The sequence below is a fragment of the Intrasporangium chromatireducens Q5-1 genome, assembly GCF_000576575.1.
In the GTDB taxonomy this organism is placed as follows: Bacteria; Actinomycetota; Actinomycetes; order Actinomycetales; family Dermatophilaceae; genus Intrasporangium_A; species Intrasporangium_A chromatireducens.
The window spans coordinates 1-21,491 of the sequence record NZ_AWQS01000009.1; the positions used below are offsets into that span (position 1 = coordinate 1).

16 protein-coding genes are annotated in these 21,491 nt (G+C 66.2%); all 16 read right to left on the bottom strand.

The genetic code is table 11. The features are described from left to right. Nucleotides 1-106 precede the first annotated feature (106 nt). Nucleotides 107-1,828, bottom strand: a complete 1,722-nt coding sequence (locus N864_RS02240; RefSeq protein ID WP_034712962.1) for a D-glucuronyl C5-epimerase family protein — start codon at nucleotides 1,826-1,828, stop codon at nucleotides 107-109. 102 nt (nucleotides 1,829-1,930) lie between these two features. Continuing rightward, nucleotides 1,931-4,021: a SpoIID/LytB domain-containing protein gene (locus tag N864_RS23380; RefSeq protein ID WP_051518078.1), complete on the bottom strand. Its 2,091-nt coding sequence runs from the start codon at nucleotides 4,019-4,021 to the stop codon at nucleotides 1,931-1,933. Further along, complete coding sequence (locus N864_RS23385) at nucleotides 4,018-5,775, bottom strand: N-acetylmuramoyl-L-alanine amidase (protein WP_162164490.1); 1,758 nt, start codon at nucleotides 5,773-5,775, stop codon at nucleotides 4,018-4,020. Before N864_RS23385 ends, N864_RS23380 begins: the two co-directional genes overlap by 4 nt. 131 nt (nucleotides 5,776-5,906) lie before the next feature. Further along, nucleotides 5,907-7,037, bottom strand: a complete 1,131-nt coding sequence (locus tag N864_RS02255) for a DUF6270 domain-containing protein (protein WP_240474172.1) — start codon at nucleotides 7,035-7,037, stop codon at nucleotides 5,907-5,909. Beyond that, entirely contained in the window at nucleotides 6,950-7,405 is a 456-nt protein-coding gene (locus N864_RS02260) for a hypothetical protein (protein ID WP_034712970.1), read from the bottom strand. The genes N864_RS02255 and N864_RS02260 overlap by 88 nt, the downstream gene beginning before the upstream one ends. A gap of 80 nt (nucleotides 7,406-7,485) precedes the next feature. Beyond that, nucleotides 7,486-8,757 (bottom strand): glycosyltransferase, encoded by a 1,272-nt coding sequence (locus tag N864_RS02265; RefSeq protein WP_162164491.1) that lies wholly within the window; start codon nucleotides 8,755-8,757, stop codon nucleotides 7,486-7,488. A gap of 85 nt (nucleotides 8,758-8,842) precedes the next feature. Then, complete coding sequence (locus N864_RS02270; protein WP_081793297.1) at nucleotides 8,843-11,428, bottom strand: glycosyltransferase; 2,586 nt, start codon at nucleotides 11,426-11,428, stop codon at nucleotides 8,843-8,845. A gap of 7 nt (nucleotides 11,429-11,435) precedes the next feature. Then, nucleotides 11,436-13,262 (bottom strand): glycosyltransferase family 4 protein, encoded by a 1,827-nt coding sequence (locus tag N864_RS23390; protein ID WP_240474178.1) that lies wholly within the window; start codon nucleotides 13,260-13,262, stop codon nucleotides 11,436-11,438. A gap of 3 nt (nucleotides 13,263-13,265) precedes the next feature. Further along, nucleotides 13,266-14,555, bottom strand: coding sequence for a nucleotide sugar dehydrogenase (locus N864_RS02280; protein ID WP_034712972.1), 1,290 nt, complete (start codon nucleotides 14,553-14,555; stop codon nucleotides 13,266-13,268). Then, the gene (locus tag N864_RS02285; RefSeq protein ID WP_034712975.1) at nucleotides 14,552-15,307 is read right to left on the bottom strand and encodes a hypothetical protein; all 756 of its coding nucleotides are present in this window, start codon (nucleotides 15,305-15,307) and stop codon (nucleotides 14,552-14,554) included. Before N864_RS02285 ends, N864_RS02280 begins: the two co-directional genes overlap by 4 nt. Beyond that, entirely contained in the window at nucleotides 15,307-15,981 is a 675-nt protein-coding gene (locus tag N864_RS23395) for a class I SAM-dependent methyltransferase (protein ID WP_051518083.1), read from the bottom strand. Before N864_RS23395 ends, N864_RS02285 begins: the two co-directional genes overlap by 1 nt. Then, the gene (wecB, locus tag N864_RS02295) at nucleotides 15,978-17,045 is read right to left on the bottom strand and encodes a non-hydrolyzing UDP-N-acetylglucosamine 2-epimerase (RefSeq protein WP_034712977.1); all 1,068 of its coding nucleotides are present in this window, start codon (nucleotides 17,043-17,045) and stop codon (nucleotides 15,978-15,980) included. Before wecB ends, N864_RS23395 begins: the two co-directional genes overlap by 4 nt. Continuing rightward, nucleotides 17,042-18,247, bottom strand: a complete 1,206-nt coding sequence (locus tag N864_RS02300; protein WP_034712979.1) for a glycosyltransferase family 4 protein — start codon at nucleotides 18,245-18,247, stop codon at nucleotides 17,042-17,044. The genes wecB and N864_RS02300 overlap by 4 nt, the downstream gene beginning before the upstream one ends. A 386-nt stretch (nucleotides 18,248-18,633) precedes the next feature. Beyond that, nucleotides 18,634-19,632, bottom strand: a complete 999-nt coding sequence (locus tag N864_RS02305; protein ID WP_034712981.1) for a Gfo/Idh/MocA family protein — start codon at nucleotides 19,630-19,632, stop codon at nucleotides 18,634-18,636. Beyond that, nucleotides 19,632-20,726: a DegT/DnrJ/EryC1/StrS family aminotransferase gene (locus N864_RS02310; protein ID WP_034712984.1), complete on the bottom strand. Its 1,095-nt coding sequence runs from the start codon at nucleotides 20,724-20,726 to the stop codon at nucleotides 19,632-19,634. The genes N864_RS02305 and N864_RS02310 overlap by 1 nt, the downstream gene beginning before the upstream one ends. Next, entirely contained in the window at nucleotides 20,723-21,322 is a 600-nt protein-coding gene (locus tag N864_RS02315; RefSeq protein WP_034712987.1) for an acyltransferase, read from the bottom strand. Before N864_RS02315 ends, N864_RS02310 begins: the two co-directional genes overlap by 4 nt. Between the last annotated feature and the right edge of the window lie 169 nt (nucleotides 21,323-21,491).

Below are 21,491 nucleotides of genomic sequence, written 5' to 3' on the forward strand. Positions count from 1 at the left end.
CCCTGACAACCACCACGACACCGTGACGACCAAGGCCCCGCCGGACACCCGGCGGGGCCTTCCTCATAACGCCAGAACGTCCTCACCGGACATGACGCCGCCATCCTCAACCGGCGCGGCCGGCGACAAATGGCAGCGACTCCTGGATCGATGCGCGCGTGAGCTGCGCGGGGCTGGCAGCAACGCTCCTCACGACGGGGGCGGTATAGGGCGAAACGCCCACTCCGACGTCGGCCGCCCGTACCCAGTAGTCGGGGGCCGGTCCATCCACCGGTCGGATCCAGGTCTCACCGTTGATGACGGTGACATACCGATAGCGCACAGCAGTGGGGGCCGACAGGGATATTCGTCGAAGACTGGTCGTGTTGCCGGCATTGTCAAACTGCCTCACGAGAATCTCCCGGGCGGGCAGCTCGGCAGAGCGGGCCAACGGGTGCTGCCGGACTCGTAGCATCGCTCGGGCGTAGGAGCGGCCTGACTGCTCGGGCAGGAACCAGCCGGCCCACGGCCCAGACGTCACCCTGTAAAACACTCCCCTGCCCTTGATCCGCTCGCGTCGATCGATCGCCACCGCTGTCACTCTGGAATACGGCTCCACGCGGGTTGCGATGATCGCCCCACGAGCGTCGAACTTGTAGCCCACCTGACGTCCCGCTGCCAGTTGCAGTGTGGTCCGGACCTCCGGATCCGGATAGTCGGCGAAGAGCTCGTCGGACCAGTCCGACCACTCCGTCCTACCAGTAAGCCCCTGCAACACTCGGAGTTGCTGGACATGGATCGCGTGGTACTTGCCGCTGTGCACCTCTGGGTGTGTCAGGCAATAGCTGCTGATCCATCCGACGTTGCGGTAGTTGGCGTAGTAGTCACGCACGAGTTTGAGCGCACCTGAGAAGACCTCCTTCGCAGCGGGGTCCTCCGTCATGAGGTAGTACTCGTAAAGACCGTAGACAGCGAACACATGGCCGTTCAGAGTACGGTCGGAGCGATCCAGAGGTTGCTGTGCGTACTCCTCCAGGAAGAGGTGCTTGGAGGAGTCGACCCAGGTGACAAAAGGCAGATCGCCGCTGGGCCCGAGGAGCAGGCTCGCCATGGTGCGCCTGGCCGCCTCCTCATAACCAGGGTCCCTGGTCTGCTCGTACAACTGCGTGAAGAGGCTCAGTGCCGTCCCTTGTGCCATGGCGGAGTACCACGGGGCGGCGATCACATCGTTGGGGTCGCCGTGGAGGGCGAAGTCGAACTCGTAGGGAAAGAACCAAGCCTCACGGGAGACGCGGCGGGTCTCGATGAGCCTCTTGGCGTCTGCCTGGGAACGAGCAAGGTACGTTGCATTGCCCGTGAGCTTGTAGGACTCCAGCATGTCGATGCCGTCGAGGGCCTGCCGCACCGGATGCTGGAACTCTCGGCCCTCGACCAGGTAGACGGCCACTCCTGTTGCGTCCCTGGGCTGGTTTCCGTCAAGCGCGACGGGATGGTTGCGGGTATACGGCATCTGGGACCGAGGCACCCGCTGTGGCTCGTCCGGGCCGAGCTCGTACGTTCCGGCCGTCGGCGCCTGAGGCGCTGTGAGGGCGCGGCTCCGAGGCCGTTGCTGCTGGCTGGCCTTGCTCTCCTCCCGAATGCGGTCCAGACGCGCCGCGCTGGGCGCGGACGACAGCCCGGCATCCGTATCCAGCGAGGTGCCATCGCCGGGCTCGAACCCGGTGGAGGAACCGCTGCCGGTGGACGCGACCGTGGCAACGGCGGCCGATGCCGATGGTGCAACGACGATCCCCGGCCACGCGAACGAGAGGGAAAGGACTAACAGAGTGGCGCTCGCTGAACGGCGCACGGGGACTCCTCAGAAGAAGGAACAAGACGTGGCAAAGCATGGCGGAGGAAAGGTCGTCCTGACGAGGCCCCCCGGTCAGGCCTTCGCGGTTGGCGTAAGGGTTCAACTGACCATCCGATAACTGGCCCATCCGGCGCCCAGGGAGGTCCTTCCGATGAAGCGCCCGTTGCCGGCGCCTGCCCAGACATAGAGCACCCCGTCCGGGCCACGCGCCACCACGTCCGTCCGGCCGTCCCCGGTGAAGTCCCCGGGAGAGAGCAGTGCCGTGTAGCCACTCCACCCGGCCCCGAGCGAGATCCTTGAGCCGAAGGTCCCGTTGCCCTTGCCGGGATAGAAGTAGAGGGTCCCACCACTGTCGCGGCTCATCAGGTCGACGTTCCCGTCACCGTTGAAGTCGCCTGGGGAGAAGACGGTCGTGAAGCCCGCCCACCCGTAGCCGACAAGGTGACGCGGGAGCAGGCCGCCCGTCGCGTTCCCCGGCACGATGTACAGCGCCCCGTCCGGATGGCGGGCCACGAGGTCGTTTCGCCCGTCGCCATCGATGTCGCCGACCCCGAACAGGTCGCGGTAGCCGCCCCAGCCAGCACCGAGGGAGGTCGCGGGTCCCGGCTCAGATAGTCCGTTGCCTCGGTAGAGCCAGAGGCTTCCGTCACTGCGGATCGCAAGCAGGTCGCCCTTGTCGTCCAGGTCCCAAGGTCCGGTCGTGAGCACCCGTGTCCCGCGCCCGAAGTCAGTCGTATAGCGGACCCACGGGCCGATGAAGTAGCCCGACCCATCTCCCCGGTGCAGGGTGAGGACCTGACCTCCAGAGGCCGTGCCCAGCAGGGTCATCACGTCGGCTCGCTCATCCTGGTTGAAATCGCGAGGCCAGGCGGGGGCGGAGGGTGTGGCGGCATTCGTGGGCCGGAACCACGCCTGGCGCAGGCCGAAGCGGGATGCGAACTGCGGACCGGTCACCTGAACGGATCCCGAGGTACCGTCCAGCGCGAGTTGGAGAATGCGGCCCCCCTGGTCCCCCCGTCCGTCCCTGGAGAGAATGCGCATGGCGCGGAACTTCCCGATGGCCGGGTAGGCCTGCTCGATCCCAGAGATCGCGATACTGGTCGACCATGTGTTGGACGTGTTGGGGATCCGGCCGTCGTAGGGATCAGCCTTCGCGACGAGGTACGGGAGGGACCCGGCGACCGAGTAGCCTCCGTTGCTCGCGCTGAACTGTGTGAAAGCCGGCTTGCCCGAGTACATCACGATCGTCTGTGCGGTCGCAGCGACCGCGGCGTTGGTGGTCGAGTACTCATTGGAACGGCCGGCATCGGCCTTCCCGCGATAGACCTGACACCATGTCGTGTCGCAGATGTCGAACCGGCTGCTCGAGCTGTTCTGTGCCTCGAACGCCGCATAGGTTCGCGCCGCGACGGCTTGTGCGGATAGTGCAGGAGCCGGCCAGCTGGCCGGCATCTCACTGGGGACGACACCTCGGAGGTAGAGCTCCATCGACAGCTCATTCACGGTCATGACCGTGCCCGTCGTGGAGCCCGGCCACGTCACGAGCCGCCCGCGGTACTCACGGAGCACGGGGCTGGTCGACTGGCTGCTCGTGTTCTTGACGACCTGAGTGGTGATCGCTCCGCCGTCCTGGCGACTCACGACGAATGGCGTCGCGGGAGGCGAACCGCTACCTGTGACATCCCACGGCGTCCAGGCCGAGCCATCGCTCACCTCGACCTGCAGTGAGGAGCCGGCGCGAACGATCTGGTATGCCACGGCCGGCTTGCCATTGGGCGCGCTGACGGGCAAGAGCACGGGCTGCGCGGAACGCCCTGCCGACACCTGCAGCCCAGGAGCGGCCTGGAGGTAGGTTCGGGATGTCCCCACCTGATCCAGACGCACCTTCAGCTCGTCCACCGGCCAGGAGGCGAGCCCGGCACCCGGGTAATAGAAGGCCAAGGTCTGCTGCCAGGTCAGCCCGGCGTCGGCTGCTCCTCGCGCACCGTTCTGGGACAGTCCTCGCCCGTGGCCATATCCATGTCCCGTCAGCGCGACGACGGTGGTCTCACCCGCGGGGTACCGATAGATCTCAGGGATCGTTGTCGCTGCCTGGGCTGGGGCAGAAACGCCCGTGGAGACGGCGACCAGTAGCAGGGTCGCGAGCAGAACGGTGGTGGAGCGCGGTCCAGCACCACGGAAGACGCTCATCGACCGTCCCCCAGCCACACCATGGAGTCAATGACCCAGGTTCGTGCGTTCGCGTCCCAGACAACTGTCCGGCAGGACCGAGCGCCGGTGGCGACATTGGGGCTGCAGTTCGTTGAATACGCATGCACACCATCGGACCAGCGTCCGGTCACTGCAAGCCGGTTTCCCTGCCAGCTTGAGTATCCTTGGTCGGTGTAGGCCCAGTTGTTGCGCTTCCACCTCGAGCTGTAGATCTGCACATAGCAGCGGGTCGCGGTCGAGTACGCACCACACGACGTGAACCAGGCGTGTGTACCGGTGTAGAAGTATCCCGGCGTCCGGTTCACGGGGTGCTCGGGCGCGGGATCCCCAGGCGGCACCGGAGTCCCCGTCACCTGGACGGTCGTGCTGTACGGAAGAGCCGAGGCGGTCGCAGACGTGCTCGTGACCCTCATGACGTACGTGCCCGGCGGCACGACAACCCCTCCCGCATCTCGCTTGTCCCAAATGACCGAGAACTTCTGCCAGAGGCTGGACGTCGTTGCGCTGTATACCAGGGCTCCTGTTGCAGCATTGGTCACCTGAAGCGCGACCTGTTGTGATGATGCAGTCGAGCCGTTGATCCTGAAGGCCGGTAGATCGTTTGTCGACATACGCCAGAAGTTGATGCTGGGATCGAAGATGGCCGCCGAGCCCGAGTAGGCCCGCGCCTTCGAGCGAATGGTCGGGACGGCGGCATACAGGTTGTCGCCCGGGCACTCCGTGTAGCCCACGTCGCGATGGGCGAAGATCGTCGGCAGTCGGACAGTTTGCCCGTACGAGTAGCGGTTCCCAGATCCCCCTTGGGAGATCAACGTAGTGGACCCCTTCGGGTCCACGTGCGCAAGACCCAGACGCCAGGAGGCGAACCTCGCGATCGCGTCGACCATCGCCGAGGGCGCCGCAGAGGTGCTGTAGTTGCCGAGTGCCGAGATCGCACTCGTGTTCATGTTGAAGCCCATCTGAGCGGCCGGCTGGACATTCCGGTCGAGCCCGCCGCCGCGGCCCTCCCAGAGCCGCCCGAACCGGTCAACCAGTACGTTGTAGCCGATGTCGCACCAACCGAGCCCGCTCGTGTGGTACGTATAGATCCCGTTGATGATGCTGGGAACCTGGGAAGCGGTGTAACCGTTGTTGCCGGCGGTGTGGTGGACCGCGACCGCCTTGACGGACGGCATCTCCGGGTGGGTGCAGTTGCGCTTGCTCTCGTCGGCACCCCAGTCCGCCCGGCTGTAGATCCAAGGCCTGGTCCCCTCGGCGCTCGCTGAGTTCGCCGGGCTGGTGGGTGGTGCACCGGTCTGGGAGGCGTCGACCGAGACCACTTGCAGGTCCTTCGGAAGCCCGCCCCCCTTGACCGACACCTGGACCTCGTAGCCAGTTGCCTGCCCCACCACGATGGGCTCGGTCCCCGCCCTCTCGGCCGGCGCGCCCCTGCGTCGCGCAGCCGGGGCCTCCTCCTCCGAGGCGTCGGGTTGTGCGCCCAGGTTGGTCCAGGACGACCATGCACCCGACGCCTGATAGCGCGCGCGGATGTCCAACTGCCCGTGGGCGGACCCCTTGGCCCAGGTGACGCCAAGCACGGTCAGGGGTCCGCTCCCCACGAACGTGGCGAGACGGCCGGCGGTAACCCGGGTCGGCCCCTTGCTGACAACTTTTGGCCCGGGTTTGTTCGACGGCCCGGCGCCGAAACTGATGACGGGCGCGATCGTTGACCACGTCACGAAGAGGATGGACACGATTGCAAGCTTCGTCACAAAGGAACGGCGCATGACTCAGGCCTCCGAGGTTGGGGAAGGTACCACCGGCACCTCGAGGTACTTTAGCCACTTTTGCACCATTTGGCCGCCGCCCGATAGAACTCGATGCACTACCAGCGAGTACCGGACCGCCCGAGCCACTTGGCAAATGACCGCGAAACACGCTTCCAAACGGCGGGGGCAAGGCGTCGGCGTTCCGCCGATGATGAGGGCTTCGCGACAGAGTTGACGGTCCCCTCGGACCCGGATGTTGACAGGGACTCCGGCGCTGCGGGCGCGAGCTGGGACGATGTCGGGGCGAGCTGCGCCGAGCCGCCGGGTCCAGCCCCCATGGGTGGGCCGGGCACCGGTGGTAACGAGGCGGCTACTGCCCCACTCTCGGACCGCGTCGGAGCGAGGGGATAACGAGGTCGACCTGCCTGCAGCGGTCCAGATCGGATCATGGACAACTGTGCAGCCGCCTGACGGTAGTACTCCGGCACGTAGTGGAAGTGCGCCAGCCCCCACCGATGTCCCGGGTCCGAGACGAGACACGTGGCGCGGTCCGGTTCGAGAAGGTGCAGTCGATCGCCGAAGTGATCGATGAGGACCGCATAATGATGTGCCAACCGTTCGTTGCACCAAGCGACGTGGTTGGGGGCCGAGGAATAGAACCGGTAGGAGGCATCGGCGCTGCGGGCGGTGTACCAGGCCACGTGGAGGACGAACTTCGTCCTGGGAAGCACCGTGAGAAGCGTCGGGGCCAAGGTGGCGACGGCGCCGGCGAAGAGGTCCTCCCGAGCGTCATCCCGAAACTCGCTGACCGCGCCGGCCCGGTCGCGCATCGCCTGCTCCAGCCCCAGCCGACCGTAGTAGTCGTTCAGCGAGTAGGCCCGCTGCCTGATCATCGCCAGATCGAAGCGCTCATCGATGAGGTCGAAGATGACCGTTTCCGGGGGCTGCCCGACCAACTGCGGGACGATCGCCTTGGTGAGGTCTTCGCGAACCGTGCGCTCAGCGAAACCGGTGCCCGTGGGCACCGCCACGGGCTCATCTCCCGACGGGGATGCTTGCGAGACCCACGACGAGCGCGCGTGGTAGCGGAGACGGATCTCCGGCGAGGGAACCTCCTCAAAGATGTCGCGCGTGACGCAACTGCCCCAGATCGCGATCGTCACTGCGGCGTCCGCCACTCGCCCGGCACGTCCCACACGATCTGGGCCTCGGGATTGAACCGAGTAATGTGCCAAGCGATGGGCCACGACTCCACGCCTGCGATGACGATGTGGGTCACCTCGCTTGGGCGCAGCTCGCCGTTGAGAGGGGCAAGCACACGCGAGAGGATGTGGAACCGCACCACCTTGTAAGGCTTGGACGCGACCCAGCGTCGCCATGCCAGGGACCGACCTCCGACCTTCTTCCCGACGAGACGGGCGGCGAGCCGCTTGGGGCTGGCTGCGATGAGCCGGTTCGGGCCCCAGTGCATCTCCCGACGCAGCAGGTCGAGGTGTCGCACACCCGGCCGAGCGGCCCGACCGCTCCCATCCGCCGTGATCAGCAACGCCTCGCCTCCGAGCTCGACGACGCGCCCCAGCGCGTTCTCGATGGTGCTCCGCCGTTTGGGAATCACGGCGACCCCAACGTAGTAGGCCCCAAAGGCAGGACCCTCGAGAGGACCTCCGCTCCCGACGCTCGCCGCGGGTGTAGCCGTCATCGCATGAGCTCCTCGAACTCGTCCGCCACGGGGGCGATCGCCGCGTCCCACGTGTGCTTGAGTGCCTCAGCTCGGCAGGCGCGGAACTCCGCGACCGTCTCGGCCCTGGCTGCCCGGGCGCCCTCAACGAGAGCACTGGCGATTGCCTCGGCCGTCACCTCGCGGGCGCCAAAGAAGAGAGGGTAGTTCTTGAACAAGGTCGTGGTGTCGTTGCGCGGATCGTGCACGCCCACCACCGGTCGTCCGGAAGCCATGTAGTCGAAACCCTTGCCGGCAGTGACGTACCGCGAGCTGGTCAACAACATGGCCATGACATCGAGACTCCCGAGGACCTCGGAGACTTTCGTCTGCGAGACGGGACCGTGCCATTTCACCCTCTGGTCCTCCGAGCGGGTCAGGCGCTGCAGGATCCCGTTGGCGTGTTGTCGGAAGAAGCCCAGGTAGCCATAGAAGTTCATCGAAGCACCTGCCAGCTCCGGAGACTGCTGCGCGAGCTCCCAACCGTCGAGGAACTCCGCCAGGGGGAGGTCGTTGCGGATCGTCCCGAGGAAACCAACACGTAGCGGACGGTCACCGACGGGCGAGAACGGGGGTTCGGTCACGGTGTCGGGGGCGAGCCCGTTCTCGACGAGCCGGACTCGACCTGCCGCCTCCGGATATCGCGCTTGATACCAGTCCACGAGCGGCTGGTTGACGGTGATGATACGAGCGGCCCCGTCGATGATGCGTCGCTCCCAACGGTGGGCCAGGTGCCCGGGAGGAAAGGCGTCCTCCTCCTGCCACAGATCAAGGGTCCACGGGTCGTGGTAGTCCACGACATACGGGCGCCGGATGAGGCGACCGAGAATCATGGCTGCCCCGTACTGGGCATACGGATTGCCAGTGGAGAGGATCAGGTCGACCGGCTTGAGACGATGTACCTTCAGCCCTTGGAGCACGAAAGTGGGAAGCATCGGGGCGTAGGGCTCGGGAAAGACCTTGCGCTGCAGCGCCTGGTGGGCCAACAGGTACGCCCGGGGGAAGTTCGCATGGACGAACGACATCCGAGCCACGTCCTGCACCAAGTGCTCTCGGGGCAGGTCCATCTCCACTACCGAGACCCGAGGGTGAGTCCTAGCCGCCAGCTCTTCGTCAAGGTCCCCGCTCAGGTCATGCCAGTACTGGCGGCTGGCCGCGAGCACCGTCACGTCGTGGCCTCGCGCGGCAAGATGGTTTGCCCACGCCCGGATGCGGTATACGCCGCTACCCCTCGCCGGCGGGAACTGCATCCCCAGGAGCAGGATGTGTCTCCGCGACGTCACTGTGCCTCCGGGTTGTGGTTGCGTTGCATAGTTCCTTGATCTTCCGAACACGTCATTGGCTGGTTGCATCTCCGAGACCCAAGAAGTCGCCGAGGACGTCGGCAGAGTAACAGCCGCTGTGAAAATGCTGGACGAAGGCTCGACGTCCCGCGGCGGAGGCCCTGAGCTCGGGCAATTCCCTGAGGACGCGGCGAAGCTCCCCGTTCAGCGACGAAGGTGTCGCTTCGATGATGGGGACTTCGGCCGGGACCCGCGAACGCAGGCGGTCGCCGACGTTGCCGAGCACGATCGCCCCCGAGGCTAGCGCTTCACACGCCAGCACCCCGTACAGGCCGAGCAAGAGCTGGTCGACCACGATATCCGCAGTGCGGATCAGCTCGGCCGCCTGCTTCGGTTGGAGCCCGCTGACGCGCTGATACCGGATCAGCCCCTCCGCAACGAGGGGCTCGACGGCCCTCTCGACGGCGTCCGTGCCCTTGAGCACTGGATTCGACGGGGCGTGAACCACGAGGGGGACGGTCTCTTCCCGCTCGACGAGCGGCCACGCCTCGAGGTCGATGCAAACCGGGAGCCACGTGGCGTCCGGGAGATCGTCGAGCTGGTCCGGGGTGGAAACAAACACGGGGCCTCCAAATCCCCGGACCAGCTCGGCATTGCGGTCCGCAACTTCCTGTAGGCGCCTGGTGTAGGGGTCGCGAGGGTTCCGGAACGGCGAGAACGCGTGTGTTGCGGCGTGTTGACGAGGACTGCGCACCTCAGAGCCATGGAATACGAGACCAACCTCGATGCCGGCATCCTGCAAGAAGGCGATGTCGCGTCTCGGATCTGCACCAGCGAGGCCTCCGAAGATGGGCCGGCCGGTCTCGATGAGCGCATGTGTCCAAGTGGCTCGAGCATGTTCGCGCAGGTCAAGGCCCCACACCGGGTCCCGCCGGTAGATAGTTGGCCGGACCTGGACATCTGCAGGGTAGTCGTAGGTCCCGTTGAGGATGGCTACTACCTCAGTCTGCACCTCAGGCCACTGTCGAACCACTGCCCGGGACCACGCCCAGGCCTGGCCGGCGCTGTTGCTCGGGCCGATTCCCAGCTGTGTCCGGCGAGGGCGCCGCTCCAGGAAGGGCTGCTCGCCCGGGTCCAGACCAGCCATACGGTCCTCTGGTTGGATCTGCAGGGCGCCCTCGGACAACTCGGCGTAGACCGCCTGGAGTGCCTGCGCCTGCTTCGCCCACGTGAACTCCGGTTGTCCCGCCACCGCCGCCAGACGACTCCTCCAGACGGCGGGCGTTCCCAGGATCTGTTTCACCTGCTGGGCGAGGTTCGGCGTATCGCCGGCTCGGTGTACGAGCCCCAGGCGGTGCTCCGTGACGAACTGAGCCTGCGCTCGACAGTCGCTGACGACCATCGGCACGCCCGCATGTAGATACTCAAAGAGCTTGTTGGCCAAGGCAAACTCGTGACTGCCGAAATGGTGCAGCGGAATGAGGCCCACATCCGCTGTGCGGAGGAAGCCGACGACCTGGTCGGGCGCCACAGGGTCAAGTGCATGGACCCGGCCGGAGACGCCCAGATCTTCGGCCTCCTTGAGTAACCGCCGCACGCCCGGTGCCTCGGGGCCTGGCACGGCGACCACGGCCAGGTGCACTTCTGGCAGGTGCCGGAGGGCAGCCACAACGTCGGCCACACCGCGGGCCTCCGTCACCCCCCCGCTATACACCATGAGTGGTGTGTCGGTGTCGAGGCCGGCTGCAGTGCGCACGTCCGAGAGCTCGAGGAGCCCCACATCCGGACGCACTCCCGAGCCGGGCGGGATGTTGAGGACGACATCGGGGCGCCGCGGAAGGGAGTAGCGCTCCTGCAATGCGGTGGCCAGTGTCGGGGATACCGTGATCACCCGATCTGCAGACCTGATGTACTCGCGCTCGAGATCGGCCCACGCTGCGATCTTGCGTGCCGAGCGCCCTGGGTAGCGGGAAAGTCCAACGACCCACTCGTGGGCATCATAGATCCATAGCAGCGAAAGACCTCGGGCTCGGGCCCGCATTGCAGCGCGCGCCGCGATCGGCAAGGTCTGGACATCATGGGCGTGGATCACGTCCGGCTGCAGGGCATCGATGACCGGCCCGTAGGCCAGCTCGATGTCGTCGACCTCTGGGAGCACTCGGCGCCACCGAGCACCAATGGGGATCCTTCCGGTCGTGCGCTCCAGTCCGCCCCAGAGCGCGCGTGCCCCGAGGGCACCAAGGCGTCCTACCAGGCGTCGTGCGCGCCGGGCCTGTTGTCGAGCAGAGTCAATCCGGCCGGGGGCTGCAGCGGGGTCGAGGTCCCTGAGACGTGCCACGTCCCGAAACCTCAGCACCGTCTCACGCTCCGTGCTGAGCGGCCGAAGGCCGAGGAGACCCCGTCGACGGCGCGCCTCGAGGCGTGCTCGCGCATCGTCTCTCAGGACGAACTCCACCGGCACCCGGGTTATCCGGACCGGTCCCATGCTGACGTCAGAGCGGCGCCCATCGCTCGCCAGGCCGATCACGGTCACGTCAGCCCCAGTCGCAGCGACGGCAAGAGCCGACTTGCGCACCCGTGCGTCCGTCGCGACGTCATTCGTCACGAGCATGACGACGACCTCCTGTCTCCTCTCCACGTCGGCCTCAGGGGGCGTCGACCGGGGGAAGCCCCAGGCTCGGCCGATCCAGCTCGGTGACCACCTTCGACCCGGGGCGAGACTGGAGCAGGGCAGCAGCCCAAGCGGATCCGGAGATGTGCGTCAAGATATGCACGCTCGGCTCGGCAGCGCTGGATCCGGCGTCAAGGATTGGAGCGGTCATGGGCGCAGCAGGGCCGGTCTCCGACTGAACTCTCGACTTGTTCCGTGCTGACCGGAGCCGCGGCAATACGTTGAAACGGCGGCCACTCCGTCCCCGAACGGCAGAGGTGGTGGATGACGACCTTGTCACTGGATCCCTTACAGCCTGACGCTTCTGCTCTCCTTCGAGGGACGCCATGAAGGCCGCCGGCTCCACGACCGCGGCCATTGGAACCAGGTGCGGCACGCCCCCATCGCCGGTCACGACCGAGACAGGGACGCCGGCAGCCTGTGCGGCCTCTCCCTCCGCCCGGATCGCGTAGCCCCTCCAACCCGAAGCGGAAAGGAGCACTACCTCTCCACGGCCGGCAGACAGCGACGACCCGGTCGGTGCGTCACGAGGGAGGTCTGATGCAGCGGGAGCAGTACCGCTTCTCACCTCTCCCCCGTCATTCGAGGAGGCGGTCTCGGCCGAGCCGTACAACGACGACAGCATTTGGGTGATGGCGCCAAGGCCGTACCGAGAGTCGAGCTCGGCGCGCCCCGACTCGAGGTCCAGGTCGGGCAGGTCGGACTCCAGCTCGAGAACCGCTTGGACCAGTTCGTCCGGATCTTCATTCACCTCGATGAAGCGAGAGACCCGGTCGGCCACGCCGGCCAGTGCCTCCTCTGGCCCCCCGGAGCGAGTTGCGACCACAGGCAAACCCGCCGCGACCGCTTCCGGGACGACCAAGTGGAAAGTCTCCTTCGTGCTCGGGGCGACGAGCACGTCGTAGTGGGGAAGTGCTCGGAGGAACTCGCTGTGCGCCACGTTTCCGTGGAAGGTGACCCGAGAGGCGACGCCCGCCTGCGTCAGGCGCTCACGAGCGTCAGCCTCGAGCGGCCCGCTGCCGTAGAGATCGAGCGTGCTCGCCGGTCTACTCCCGGCGAAACGACAGAACGCCTCGACCAGGCGCATCACACCCTTGCGCTCGATCAGGCCGCCGCCGAACACCCAGCGATCGAGAGACTCCGGAGGACCTGAGCGACGTGGTGCACCCTCGAAGTCGACCGGGTTCGGCACCACCACGACGGTTTGGGCGTGATGTGGGAACACCTCTACGACCTGGTCGCGGACCGACGCGCTCACGCAGGTCAGGCGGTGCGCCGCTGTCAGCACTTCGTCATACAGCTCACGTCCACGTGGTGTTGCCAGCAGGTCCCCGAGGCCGGTCGAGTGTTCCGTCACGATGAGGCGGGCATCCGCATTTTTGGCGCGCGCGCCCATCAGGCCGCCGAGGTAGCCCACGTGGCCGTGCACGACGGGGCTGTCAGCGAGATGGGGCGCATACTTCACGGTCGCCTCGACCGCTGCAAGCGCCCGCTGCGGCACGTCCCAGCCGCTCGTGATCACAGTGGGCACACGGGTAATCCAGCCCCACTGCCCGGCGACGTCAAAACCGCGCCGCTGGGCGACCATGTTGAAGACCTTGTCGGTGTCGGCAGCCCATTTCTGGACGTTCGCCTCCGTCCCACCCGGCCACTCCTCGGCGTGGACGACCAGGACACGCTCCATGAGCCGCGCGCCGAGAGCCGTCCAGTCAGCCACGAAATTCCCCCCCACCCGGTTGTAGGCGGTGGGATACCACGGAGTGCAGACGGCGAGTTGCGCGGCCGCGCGAGCTTCGGGCATCACTCAGCCGACTCCGACGGAACCGAACCGAACCGAGTCGAAGGCGGCGGGATCGAGCACACGTCTGCCATCAACCACCGTGCGAACCCCGGGGAACGACGCCGCGCTGAGGTTGGCATACTCCCGGTGGTCGGCCTGGACCACAACCACGTCGACCGCCTCTCCCACGTGGTATGGCTTGAAGCCCATGGCGACGAGCTCGTCGTCACTGTAGAGCGGGTCTTCAACGACGACCTCCGCTCCGGCCTGGCGCAGCGCCTCTACGGTCGGAAAGACGCCTGAGAAGGCCGTTTCCTTGACCCCGCCCCGATAACTGGCTCCGAGCACAGCCACCTTGACGCCCTCAAGACCGCTATTCAGCTTGCTCGCCAGATCAACCACATAGCTGGGCATCCCGGCATTGGCACTGCGAGCGGTACTGACGACGGTGGCCTCCGGGTCGCCCCACAGATAGAGCCGCGGGTAGATCGGAATGCAGTGCCCACCGACAGCGATTCCCGGCCGGTGAATGTGGCTATACGGCTGGGAGTTGCTCGCGGCGATGACCTGGAACACGTCGATGCCGTTCTCGGCTGCGAATCTGGCGAACTGGTTCGCCAGAGCGATGTTGACGTCGCGATACGTCGTCTCGGCCAGCTTGGCCATCTCTGCTGCCTCTGCAGACCCGAGGTCCCAGACACCGTTGGGGCGATCGAGATCCGGACGCTCGTCAAACTGCAGAACCGCGTTGTAGAACTCGGTGGCTCGTTCCGCACCCGCAGGTGTCAACCCGCCCACCAACTTGGGGTACTTGCGAAGGTCCGCGAACACTCGTCCTGTCAACACTCGCTCGGGTGAGAACACGAGGTGGAAGTCGCTCCCCTCGCGCAGACCCGACACCTTCTCGAGCATTGGCTTCCACCGGTTGCGCGTCGTACCGACCGGTAGCGTCGTCTCGAATGAGACGAGGGTGCCAGGCTGCAGACCGCGACCGATGTCCTCGGCTGCCGAGTCCATCCAGCCGAACTCAGGCACCCCGCTCTCATCGACGAACAAGGGCACGACGACGACAACGGCCTCGGACTGCGCCACCGCAGAGGCCGTTTGCGTGGTTGCACGCAGCCGTCCATCCCTCACCGCAGCAGACAGCTTCTCAGCCAGTTGGTGCTCCCCGGGGAAGGGCTCGAGGCCCTGGTTGACAAGATCGACCACCGAGGGGTTGACGTCTGCTCCGATGACCTCATGCCCGCTGTCGGCGAACTGGACGGCCAGCGGCAGTCCGATCTTTCCCAGGGCTACGACTGTGATCTTCAATTGCGTTCCTTTCTCGTCTGGGCGGCGCCGGCGCGCTTCCGTCTACGGCGCGATGCCATCACCTCGTCGTACACGCCTTTGGCGCCTTGCAGTGGCTGGTGGCGCATGGCCAGCACAGCGTCGCCCAAACGTCGGGCGGGAGCGTTGCGCAACTCCCGCAGCGCACGACGGCTCTCCTCGAGGGTCGCCTCCAGCTCCGTCAGCCGCGTCGTGAGTTCCTGCAGGCGGGTCTCCATGGCGAGCGCGTCCATGAGCTCACGTCGCAGCTGAGTCTCTCGTTGCCTCCCCTCCGCGTCCTGGGCGAGTCGGCGCTCGTACTCGGCATGGGCAATGAGGCGACCCAGCGCCCACTCCCAGGTGACGCGCCGGGCGTGTTGGGGTTCCGGCCGCGGCGCCCCTCGCTCGCCCACCACGGCTACGTGGCGCTTGTAGACCTCCTCCAGAGCCGTCACCTCGACCAGGTCGAGCTCGCACCTCGAAAGGGCCTGCACCACCTTGCCCTGCGGGACATCGGCCGGCTCCCCCATGAGCACGACGAGCACGCGGGAGCCGTCGCTCAGGCCTTCCAGTCGGTCCCAGGGGTCGCCGGTCGTCATCGCCGCATCGAGGAGGACGAGATCCATGGGACCGACCGACTGGTTCGCCAGCATCTGAGCGCCATATCGGGTGAAGCCGGCGAAGTCGTCGTCGGAGACGGCGAAGAGCGCGCCGCCAACGCGCCCATGCCGTTCGATCAACTCTGGAAGCAGCACTAGCTCGTCCTCTCGAAAGTGTGGAATCCGCCCTTGTTTCCTCTGAAGCGGTAGGGCGAGAAACCGCGGTACTCGAAGCCGAGCGGCTCCAACTGCTCCCGGTACAGCCCGGAGCCCCGGGTGATCTGGTACTGCCCCCAGACATGCGCGCCCGGGTGGTCATGGTCGGCAATGACCAGGAGTCCGTCCAACCGTGTCAGGGCTGCCAGGTTGTGCACGCTGGCGAGCCACACGTCGTCCTGGGTGACGTGAAACAGGACGTCGATCGCCACGACCGCGTCATAAAGGTGGGGCGGGGCCCACTCATGCAGGGTGGCAACCTCATAGGTGTCGAGGCCGACCGCCTCTCGCGCTGCCTCGGCAATCGCGTGCGGGCTTGAGTCGATGCCGTCCACGCGGTAGCCGCATCGCGCCAGCGCGCGAGTGAACCAACCCTTGCCGCAGCCCGCGTCGAGAACACGGTCCGGTGCGAGCGGAACACTCGTCGGCTGCAGGATGTCGAGCAGCCGCCCGAGCCGAGTCGCGTAGAACGCCTCGTTGGCGTGGTAACCGAAACTGACGTCACCGCCGGAGAGGAACTCATCCAAGGACTCATGCCGTCGGTCCCAGTAGGAGACCACCTCGTCCTGGGCCAGCAGTGCGGGTAGCGCCTCGTGCGGGTGCTGGTCGCTCACGACAAGGCCCTCTTCCTGAGGTCGGAGACGATCCTGGCCGCGGTATCGCCCGTGCCATAAGGTGCTGCGTCGGTCGTCGGCGGCGCCGGCATGCGCAGGGCCGCAGCGAGCTGGTCCGGCGTCGTGCACAGTATGTTCCATCCGAGCTCGACCGTCTCGACCCACTCTGTTTCCGTGCGCACGGTAATGCAGGGCCGGCGCAACAAGAAGGCCTCCTTCTGGAGGCCCCCGCTGTCCGTGATGACCCCGACACTCCCGACAACGGCACGGATCATTGCCGGATAGGTCAGCGGCTCACAGACGACGATCGCGCCCTGGTCGAGTCGCAGACCTGCCCGTTCGGCCCGGTCTCTGAGGCGGGGGTGGGCGAGGAGCGCGACCGGGTGGGGCGCCGCAGCCAAGGCCTCGATGGTTCCGGCCAGACGTTCCTGGTCGTCGGTGTTCTCGGCACGATGAATCGTGGCGACATAGTAGGGTCCGTCGGCGTCGATCTGTCTCGGCAGTTCGACGCTCTGGTTCGCCACCTGGTCCCGCACGGCGAAGGTGATTTCGGTCTTGATGTCCCCCACCTTCACAGCGCGTTCGCCAAGCCCTTCCCGGGCGAGTTGGCTCATCGCTATGTCGGTTGGTGCATAGAGGACGGTCGAGGCGTGATCTGTGAGGATTCGGTTGACCTCCTCGGGCATGCGACGGTTGAAGGAGCGGAGCCCCGCCTCGATGTGCGCCACGGGGATGTGCATCTTCACTGCAGCCAAGGCGCCGGCGAGCGTGGAGTTCGTGTCTCCGAAGACCACGACGACATCAGGCTTCTCCTCCTCGAGCACCGGATCAAGAGCCGCGAGAATTGCTCCCGTCTGGATGCCGTGGGACCCCGAGCCCACGCCCAGGAAGATGTCCGGCTCTGGCACATGGAGGTCCTCGAAGAAGACGTCCGACATGAGTCGGTCGTAGTGCTGGCCGGTGTGCACGATGACATGCTGGTCCTCGCCGTCAGCCAGGGCCCAGGCGAGCGGCGCCACCTGGATGAACTCTGGCCGCGCACCGACGATCGTCAGAATCTTCACGCGCTCGCTCCACTTCTGGCGTCTTCCACGGTGACGTCGATCGATGCCTCGGAATCCAACTTCGAGCTGAAGCCGGTCAGTCCGTCGTAGAGCGCCAACAACAGCGCCTCCTGGCCCTGCCAGGAACAACGGTGCGCCACCTCCGCGATGGTCTCGGGAGACGGGGGTTCCTCCCGGACTCGCTGGACCGCCGAGGCGAGCGCAGCGGCATCACCGGTGGCAAAGACCTGCCCGACATGCTCTGTCATAACGAAATCCGCCATCATACGGGCATCCGAGACCACCAAAGGCAGGCCCGCGTGCAGGTACTCGAACAGCTTGTTCGGAAGCGCCTGATCGTGGTTCGGCGAGCCTCCGGGCAACGGATGCACCGCGATGTCGGCGCCGCTGAGGAAGGTCGCAATGTCGCCTTGGGCCACCGGTCCGGTGACGTGTACCCGGGCTTCTGCGCCCAACGCCGCCGCCCTTTCGAGCAGCCCCGGTATCGAGGGATGTGGGTGAGGTACCGCGACGAGGGCGAGGTGCATGTCAGGCAGCAGTCCCATGGCATCGACGAGGGTCTCGAGCCCACGGGCCCGGCTGATTCCTCCGCTGTATACCAGCAGTGGGATCGCCGAATCGACCCCAACCACGTCCCTAATGGTGCGGCGGGCAGACCGCGCCGCCGAGATGGGGACGTTGAGCACGACGGCGGGGCGGCGCGTGAGGCCAAAGCGAGCCTGCAGCTCATCCGCGATCGGATCCGAGACAGTGATGACCCGGTCCACATGGCGGATCATGTCGGCCTCCTGCCGGACCACCATGGCGTGGCGACGAGGACTACCCTGCTCCCCCTCCGGAATACCGGCGAAGTTTTCACGCGCGTCGTACACGACGCAGCAAGGATGGCCCGCCGCGCGGCGACGCCGCGCGGCACGGACAGCGGTGCGCAGGACGAAGGGATGGTGGGCGTGGATGACGTCCGGCTGCAACCGGTCGAGCACGGGAGCGAAAGCTTCGGCGTAGTCGCGGATCTCGGGGAGCACCCCATGGGCCGTTGCGAACAGCGTAGTTTCCCGTCGCCGCTGGTCAAACCGTCGCCACGACCGGACGACAACCTTGTCCAGCTTGTCCTGGGTCCGCCATCGCGACCTCATGCCCATGATCTCCGCCATGACCGCAGCCCTGTGAATCTGGGTGATCGCCCACTTCGCGCCGAACACAACACCTTCAGCGGTCGGTGCGATTCCCCTGTGCAATCGAGCCGCTCGTGACTTGCTCCGTCGGAGGGTCTGCTGCCGCTCAGCCAGGCGAGTGAGATAGGACTCGGGCTCCTCGCGCGTGACCACAGGGATTCTTGTCTGCCGGAGGACAAGGGCCCTTCGGTTCGATGTGTCACGGTGGCGCGTCCCGACGGCCACCGGCACGACTCGAACCGCCCCCATCGTCTGCTCGCTCAGATCAGAACCTGTCGTCACAGGTGAGAGAACGACAACGTCGTATCCTCCCCGGGCGAGCGTGGCCGCGAACTTCTTGGCCCGGGTGTCGCGATCAAGCGGCATGGGCCTGAAGAGGACAACCCGCGGAGCGCGCTGCACGGGCGGGACAGTCACGACGACGGGGCCAGCACGATCGTCGTGCTGGACCGGGCGGACTCGAGGCAGGCCTCAGCTACCCGGACGGTACCTGAGCCCTGCTCCATGGTCACGATGTCAGCGTCCTTGCCGAGTACGGCGTCCCTGAAGTTCTCGTGCTCGACCCTGAGGGGCTCCGGTTTCGCGATCGCATATCGGATGACGTCACCCTCCGTGACCCCGCGGAACTGGGCGATGCCAGCCCAGGTCGTCGCGACGTTGCCGTTCGCGTAGTATGTCAGGTCTGCCGTGAGGGTGTCTGCGATGAGCGTGCCGCGTTCGCCCGTGATGATGGTGATGCGCTCCTTGAGAGGCGACAGCCAGTTGACGAGGTGGCTCGTGACCGTCCCATTCGTCAATTGACCGACTACGGCGACCAGGTCTTCATACTGCCGTCCAGACTTGTGCGCGGTACGAGCGGACACCGAAGTGTAGTTCTGTTGGGTCACCCAAGCCGTCAGGTCGATGTCGTGTGTGCCTAGGTCCTTCACGACACCGACATCCGCGATCCGTGCCGGGAAGGGTCCCTGTCGTCGCGTCGCCACCTGGTAGACATCACCCAGTTCACCAGCCTCCAGCCGGGCGCGGGCCTGCTGCAGAGCAGGGTTGTAACGCTCGATGTGGCCCGTGGCACCGATCAACCCGCGGTCGTCGAAGGCCTTGGCGAGGCGCTCGGCGGAGGCGGTGTCCTGAGCCAACGGCTTCTCAATCATGGCGTGGACACCCGCCTCTGCGAGAGCGAGCCCGATGGGTTCGTGGTGGATCGTTGGCACCGCCACCATGCAGTAGTCGATGCCGTGCTCGATCAGTTGCTCGATGCTCTCGTAGACCGGACGACCGCCAGCCACCTGGTGCACGTCACCCCCGGGGTCCGCCACCGCCACGAGGTCAACACCCTCAAGGGAGCCGAGCACGCGGGCATGGTGACGGCCCATCATGCCCAGTCCGATCAAACCAGCACGGAGGTTCGCCATCAGGCACCCGCCTCGGCGAGCGCATTGACCGCCGTGACGATCCGTTCGAGGTCGTCCTGCGACAGGGACGGATGGACCGGGAGCGAGAGGCACTCCCTGGCCGCCCGTTCGGTCTCCGGGAGCTCCGGGTGTGAGGCGCTGACGAAGGGCTTCAGGCGGTGATTCGGGACGGGGTAGAACATGCCGGAGCCGATGTTGTACTCGTCGCGCAGTGCCTGTGCGAAGCCGTCGCGGTCCTCCGGCACGCGGACCGTGTACTGGTGGTACACGTGTACAGCGCCCTCCCGGACGGGGGGTGTCGTTACACCCGTCAGGTTGGCGTCGAGGAATGCGGCATTTTCCTGACGACGCTTCGTCCACGCATCGACCTTGGTCAGTTGCACGCGCCCGATCGCAGCGTGGATGTCCGTCATCCGGTTGTTTAGTCCGACAACCTCATTGTGGTACTGCTTCTCCATGCCCTGGTTGCGGTAGAGCCGGACGAGGCGCTCAACCTCGGCATTGGCGACAGAGACCATGCCGCCTTCGCCGGACGTCATGTTCTTCGTCGGGTAGAGCGAGAACATGGCGAAGGACCCGAAGGCACCGACGGGCTGGCCGTTGAGCGATGCCCCGTGCGCCTGAGCAGCATCCTCGAAGACCTGGAGATCATGTCTTGCTGCGATTTCCAGGAGACGGTCCACCTTTGCAGGGTGACCGTAGAGGTGAACCGGCATGATGCCGACGGTTCGCTCGGTGATCGCGGCCTCGACCGACTCAGGCGAGAGGCCGAAGTCATCGGCGTCGATGTCCGCGAAGACGGGCGCGGCCCCGGTCAGGGCGACCGAGTTGGCCGTCGCCGCGAAGGTGAATGAGGGGACGATCACCTCATCCCCTGCCTTCACACCGCTCGCAAGGAGACCGAGGTGCTGCCCGGACGTGCCGGAGTTGACCGCTACGCAGGCACGGCCGAGCTTGAAGTGGTCAGCGAACTCCTGCTCGAACGCCTTGACCTCCGGTCCTTGGGCGAGCATGCCGCTGCGGAGCACGCGATCGACTGCCTCCCGCTCCTCGTCCCCGATGATGGGCTTGGCGGGTGGGATGAAGTCGCTCATTGCTGGGGTGCCTCCGTCAGGACGTCCTGGTGTTCGATGTACTTCTCGCCAGTCTGCGGGCATGTCCAGATGTGGTCCTCAGACTGCACCAGTGGAACGCCCGCACGGCCAACCCACTTTATCCGACGAGCGGGAGCACCAGCGACGAGGGCGAAGTCCGCGACGTCCTTGGTCACCACCGACCCTGCCGCCACAAGGGCCCACCGGCCGATGGTGACAGGCGCCACGCAGACAGCCCGCGCCCCGATTGAGGCCCCGTCCTTCACGGTCACACCGACGGCCTCCCAGTCGTCCCCCCGCTTGAGCCGGCCGTCAGGATCCACGGAGCGCGGGAAGTGGTCGTTGGTGAAGACGACGGCCGGTCCGACGAAGACGCCGTCACCGAGGATGGCCGGCTCGTATACCAAGGCGTAGTTCTGCAGCTTGCAGTTGTCTCCCATCTGCACGCCGGTGCCCACATAGGCGCCGCGCCCCACGATGCAGTTCTTCCCCAGGACTGCACCCTCACGCACCTGAGCGAGGTGCCAGACGGACGTACCGTCCCCCAACACTGCTTCCTTCGAGACGTCGGCGCTCGGCTGGACTTTCGTTGCCACGCGGTCTTCCTTTCATCGACGGGCGCGCTCATCCTTACATCCGAACGCCCGGATCCTCGCATCGAGGGGGGCGATCTGGAATAGTGGCGCCGCCGCGGTGTCCTGCAGACCCCATCACCCGGCCAGACCCGTCCGAAGGAGCTCCATGCCGGTGCCCGCTCGCCCGCTG

Coding starts and splice junctions, on each gene's coding strand:
- N864_RS23380 (WP_051518078.1), bottom strand. CDS start 4,021: ATGAGCGTCTTCCGTGGTGCTGGACCGCGCTCCACCACCGTTCTGCTC.
- N864_RS02265 (WP_162164491.1), bottom strand. CDS start 8,757: ATGCAGTTCCCGCCGGCGAGGGGTAGCGGCGTATACCGCATCCGGGCG.
- N864_RS23390 (WP_240474178.1), bottom strand. CDS start 13,262: ATGCCCGAAGCTCGCGCGGCCGCGCAACTCGCCGTCTGCACTCCGTGG.
- N864_RS02305 (WP_034712981.1), bottom strand. CDS start 19,632: ATGGCGAACCTCCGTGCTGGTTTGATCGGACTGGGCATGATGGGCCGT.
- N864_RS02310 (WP_034712984.1), bottom strand. CDS start 20,726: ATGAGCGACTTCATCCCACCCGCCAAGCCCATCATCGGGGACGAGGAG.